This window comes from Nostoc sp. (assembly GCF_041747015.1).
Lineage (GTDB): Bacteria > Cyanobacteriota > Cyanobacteriia > Cyanobacteriales > Nostocaceae > Nostoc.
In genome coordinates this window covers 1-4,570 of the sequence record NZ_JBGTFY010000158.1, presented here as the reverse complement: position 1 = coordinate 4,570, position 4,570 = coordinate 1, and the positions used below count along the sequence as shown (strand labels likewise).

4 protein-coding genes and 1 pseudogene are annotated in these 4,570 nt (G+C 43.4%); 2 read left to right on the top strand and 3 right to left on the bottom strand.

Annotated elements, in window-relative coordinates; genetic code table 11:
- Positions 1-378 (bottom strand): annotated as a pseudogene (locus ACEW80_RS12155) (sensor histidine kinase); the annotation flags it as partial.
- Between the two features lie 6 nt (positions 379-384).
- Positions 385-1,542, bottom strand: a complete 1,158-nt coding sequence (locus tag ACEW80_RS12150) for an FIST signal transduction protein (protein WP_373526818.1) — start codon at positions 1,540-1,542, stop codon at positions 385-387.
- Positions 1,543-1,954: 412 nt separating this feature from the next.
- On the opposite strand from ACEW80_RS12150, the gene ACEW80_RS12145 reads away from it, so the two are divergent.
- Positions 1,955-2,917, top strand: coding sequence for an alpha/beta fold hydrolase (locus tag ACEW80_RS12145; RefSeq protein ID WP_373526817.1), 963 nt, complete (start codon positions 1,955-1,957; stop codon positions 2,915-2,917).
- A gap of 69 nt (positions 2,918-2,986) precedes the next feature.
- On the opposite strand, the gene ACEW80_RS12140 is transcribed toward ACEW80_RS12145, so the two are convergent.
- On the bottom strand, positions 2,987-3,355 hold the full coding sequence (locus ACEW80_RS12140; protein ID WP_373526816.1) for a phospholipid-binding protein: 369 nt from the start codon (positions 3,353-3,355) through the stop codon (positions 2,987-2,989).
- Positions 3,356-3,731: 376 nt separating this feature from the next.
- Between ACEW80_RS12140 and ilvN the strand changes: the two genes are divergently transcribed.
- Positions 3,732-4,250, top strand: coding sequence for an acetolactate synthase small subunit (gene ilvN, locus ACEW80_RS12135; protein ID WP_373526815.1), 519 nt, complete (start codon positions 3,732-3,734; stop codon positions 4,248-4,250).
- The last annotated feature ends 320 nt before the right edge of the window (positions 4,251-4,570 follow it).

The following is a 4,570-nucleotide window of genomic DNA, read 5'->3' as shown; positions in this document are numbered from 1 at the left end:
CTGGACTAGTCTCAGTAACTCATGGGTGTATTGGCTTATATAGCCAAGGTTTCCGTAAATAAAGCTAACGGGATTGTTGATTTCGTGAGCAATACCAGCTACCATTTGACCCAAAGCAGACATCTTTTCACTTTGAATCATCTGACCTTGCATCCGATGCAAAGTATTTAAGGTATTTTCTAACTCTTGGCTTCTTCGCTCCAAGTCTGTCCGAGAGTCTTCTAACTCACAAATGACTTTCTTAAGTAAAAATTCTTTTGTTGCAATGTCAGTTTCTAGCTGACGACGTTCAGCTTCGCAGCGCTCCAGCTTTTTTTGAAAGATGCGGTTGGCTTTTTCTAATGTTTGGATTTGTATGGAAACGTCTTGATTGTCCATAGACACTTAGCTTGTTCCCAACAACAGTGTTACAAATGTTTTATTATGAAATCGGGCTTGACCTCCACCCACTAAAGGAGCAATTTCACCGTAAGCATAGAAACCACAGCAGGGCAATGCCTCTGGTAAGTGCTTTTTGATCAGCTGATATTCTTCTCTGGCAAGAGTCCCAAGAATCCGCCGACGGGCTGCACAGGAAATGAGCAACGCTGCCGTTGGCTTGACACCGGGATAATCGGCGAGAGCATTCTTCAGTGAAGCCTCAGAAGCTGACAGAATATTGTCACGAGTCGCATCGGTAATTTGCACAACTGCCTGTTCGGGAATATCTGAGAAGAACGTTACACTACCAGAATGCTGATCGTAGCCATTAGGTGCCCACATATAGAAATGGTCTTGATCCTCAAAAACCGCCAGGGCATGAATCGCATAGTTGGCTGCAAATTGTTCTTCACCGAGATAATACTGATAGAAATCTAAGGCACGCTGTCCATCAATTTCATATACTACGTTGCCATTGACTTTAGTTACACGGCTACGTTGGCCAATGGGAGTCCAACCACTGGCAACTCCGTGGGAAAATAGTAATTGTCCAGAAAATAGCAGCACTGGAACTGAATCACTTAAGACTTCATCTTGGAAAAATTGATAGGTTTTATCAAAGGTGTAGTCATCGGCAGCCATTCCCCCAATGATCGGAAAATGCGCTCCCAGGCTTTGTTTTAAACTTTCTAAAATCAAGACTCCATTGCTCGTGAGGCTATCGGGAAAGGTAAGACATAATTGTGGCAGGGATGCACTCTTGGCTTTTGCTTGGGCGATCGCTTGTTGGGCTGCAAGATGTGGATTTTTAGATGCTTCTCGTCCAATACCTGCCCGAATTTCCATTTCATCTGTAGCAAACAGCATTAAGGTCAGAGAATCTTGCTGAAACTCCAAAACTGAAGAAATTTCTCCATTCGTAGTTCCACCAATCAACTCAATTCCGGGAAAAGCATTCTGGATGCATTGTAAAATTAACGCATGGTCAAAGTCTATAGCAGTGAATAAAAGTCCAGCCTGAGGAGTTGACCCTGCAAGCGAACGGTTACATTGTTGAAGAACTTCAGCGATCGCGCTATGAGAATCAGGATCGTCACTATGACCAACAACAACTTGAAACATAATTACCTCATTGTAAGTTTGAATAGCAGCGTCCTAATCCGATTCGGAAGGCAGCACTCTGCAACTTACACTTAGAGTTCCCACTTACCTGAACTAAATCTCAATTCACCTGACTTTTTATCATCAAAAACTGGGTAATGTCTCAGACCTGTGGATAAGCTCTCAAGTAGGCGCTCCAAACTCACAGCAGTTGAGGAAGAAAAAAATTATATTACACAGCCACTGTCATGATGAAAAACAACTGAACCATCTTCAGTTGTGAAGTACATATGACAATGTGCCAATTCATTGAAAAGCTGTGTGTGGTAAAAGTCACACGCACGGATTTGAAGACCAGCGGATTTTGTGAGGAACTCGTTGAATTTTACTAATGTCAAAATAGTATTTCAACTCTGATAAATTGGAGGGGACTATGACCACGGCGATACACTGGCAGGAGCGAATTGGTAATCAAAGGGATTGGGTTTGGCGGGGCTGGCAAACTCGCTACACTTACATTCGCCCTGTCCAAAATAACCACAATGCAACGCCCCTAATCCTGTTACATGGCTTTGGTGCTTCCATTGGTCATTGGCGACATAACTTAGAGGTGTTGGGTGAGCATCACACAGTTTACGCCTTAGATATGCTGGGTTTTGGGGCTTCTGAAAAAGCCCCAGTTAATTATAGTATCCAACTCTGGGTAGAGCAGGTTTACGATTTTTGGAAAACATTTATCCGTCAGCCAGTGATATTAGTAGGCAATTCTAACGGTTCGCTGATTTCTATGGCCGCCGCTGCCACCCATCCTGATATGGTACGGGGTATGGTGATGATGAGTTTACCCGACCCTTCATTAGAACAAGAAGCAATTCCTCCGGTTCTAAAACCAGTTGTCAGAGCAATTAAAAATATTGTCGCTTCCCCGTTGATACTTAAACCTGTGTTTAACTTCGTGCGCCGGCCTGGTGTGCTACGTCGTTGGGCTAGTCTCGCTTACGCTAATCCAGAGGCGATTACCGATGAACTGATAGAAATTTTAGCTGGACCTCCCCAAGATCAGGGTTCAGCTAGGGCGTTTAGTGCTTTGTTCAAAGCTGCGATCGGAATTGATTTTAGTCCTAGTGTCAAGACAGTATTACCAACCTTAACAATTCCGATGCTGTTAATTTGGGGGCAAAAAGATCGGTTTGTTCCCCCAGCCCTTGCTAACCAATTTGCCCAGTATAACGATAAATTAGAAGTGCTAAATCTAGAAGATGTCGGTCATTGTCCCCATGATGAATGCCCAGAACAAATCAACCAAGCTATTTTAGATTGGATTGAGAAACGGGTTGGCGTAGGCGTAGCCCGCCGCAGGCATCGCCAACCTTTGGTTATTCCTCATACGTTATAGTTTCTGGGCGATCGGGCAAGCTAACAGGTTTGCCACCATTGGGTTATTTTATTTTGAATTATTTAGTAGCTAACCAATGGCCGCTTGATTGGTATCAACATCTGTAGTACCACTTACAGAACGGGCTACAGAAATCATCTGGTTGAGAATCTCTTGACTAGGAACTTTACCCTTCAGTACTACAGTACTACCAGTTTGAGCAACCCAAAGGGTATCTACATCATCCAGTTTGGGGTCTTGATCAAAAGCTAATGCTACCCGCTTTGCTAACCCACTCTGGTCATATTCACCGTTCAATCCTAGACGTTCTGGCGGTATTGATTGAGTAGCAGTAGGCGCAACGCTAGTACTAGAGGCTTGTGGTATTGCCTGTGGAGTAGGGTTTACTTCTGCATTTTGAGGTTTTTCCATTCCAAATAGTCTTTTTAACCAACCCATAAAACTTTTCTCCTATTAGAGGCTTATTATATTTGAGTATAAAAGTTTTACAAAAATGTAGCATCTGCCAACGAAAAGATATGCATTCAATGAAATTCCGGCTTGCAGTATGATTTCTGCCCAATTTCTCTCTAGAGAATGCAACAAGTGCAACTATTAAGTTTAAAATAGAAGATTGCACTTACAATTTAGTGCAGCAATACGTCTAGCGTAGCTTTAGCTAAAACGTCACGGCGGAAATGAACATACACTTGACAAAATGTCAAAAGCTTGGAACTCAAGGATTTTTGAATTTTGAATGAGTGAATTTTGAATTCCGCCGTGCTGTACTAGTGTCTGCGTTACTCAAATCCTGTTCTAGCCTCTGTTGGCGAAAATGAAACATACCCTTTCAGTTCTGGTTGAAGATGAGGCGGGTGTTCTTTCCCGCATTTCTGGTTTATTTGCCCGTCGCGGCTTTAATATTGAAAGCCTTGCTGTTGGCCCGGCTGAACAAGGAGGAGTCTCCCGAATTACAATGGTTGTACCTGGTGACGATCGCGTGATCGAGCAACTCACCAAGCAACTATACAAGTTAGTCAATGTTCTCAAGGTACAGGACATTACCGAAACTCCTTGTGTAGAGAGAGAATTGATGCTATTTAAGGTGAATGCTAACAGCAGCAATCGCTCAGAAGTTATCGAACTGTCTCAAATTTTCCGGGCGCGAGTTGTAGACGTGGCGGAAGATTCTCTCACCTTAGAAGTTGTGGGAGATCCGGGTAAGATGGTAGCGATCGTGCAAGTGTTGCAAAAATTTGGCTTAAGAGAAATCGCTCGCACTGGCAAAATTGCCCTGATTCGTGAATCGGGTGTGAATACTGAGTTACTCAAATCTTTGGAATCAAAAGTTTAGTTGGGAACTTAAATAAAGGCTTGTAAATAATCAACTTGTGGGGGCGCACAGATGTTCGTCCCCAACGTGTGCTGCATCCATAGATGCGTATCAGTGAGCCAGTGAGTTGAGCGGCTTTGCTGATTTTCTACCGACACCAACACTCTTCAAATACCGCCGTGTTAAGAATAACAATACTGTATATAGGGCTTGCTGAATAAGTCTCCAGAGCGAATCTAGAAGCCACACAGCTTACAAAATAGTAGTTTCGTCGCTTAGTTTCCCAATTTGCCCGGCGCTCGCCGACGAAAGTGCAAGGTTTTTGAACCTCTGGATGCTAT